The sequence below is a fragment of the Xenorhabdus sp. BG5 genome (assembly GCF_015163665.1).
Lineage (GTDB): Bacteria > Pseudomonadota > Gammaproteobacteria > Enterobacterales > Enterobacteriaceae > Xenorhabdus.
Genome location: NZ_JADEUG010000119.1, coordinates 1 through 234 on the forward strand (window position 1 = coordinate 1; position 234 = coordinate 234).

Annotated in this window: 2 rRNA genes; both read left to right on the forward strand. The window is 53.4% G+C overall.

Features of this window, described 5'->3' with window-relative positions:
• Positions 1-86 (forward strand): 23S ribosomal RNA (locus tag IQ209_RS18090); the annotation flags it as partial.
• An 83-nt stretch (positions 87-169) separates the two neighbouring features.
• Positions 170-234: ribosomal RNA gene (gene rrf, locus IQ209_RS18095) — 5S ribosomal RNA — on the forward strand; the annotation flags it as partial.

Below are 234 nucleotides of genomic sequence, written 5' to 3' on the forward strand. Positions count from 1 at the left end.
CGAGACGAGGACGTAGATAGGCCGGGTGTGTAAGCGTTGCGAGACGTTGAGCTAACCGGTACTAATGAGCCGTGCGGCTTAACCTGACAACACCGAAGGGGTTTTCGGGGATTGAGAGAGAGAGTTTCAGAATGAAAAACAGCTTGTTCGGGATTGAAAACAGAATTTGTCTGGCGGCAACAGCGCGGTGGTCCCACCTGATCCCATGCCGAACTCAGCAGTGAAACGCCGTAG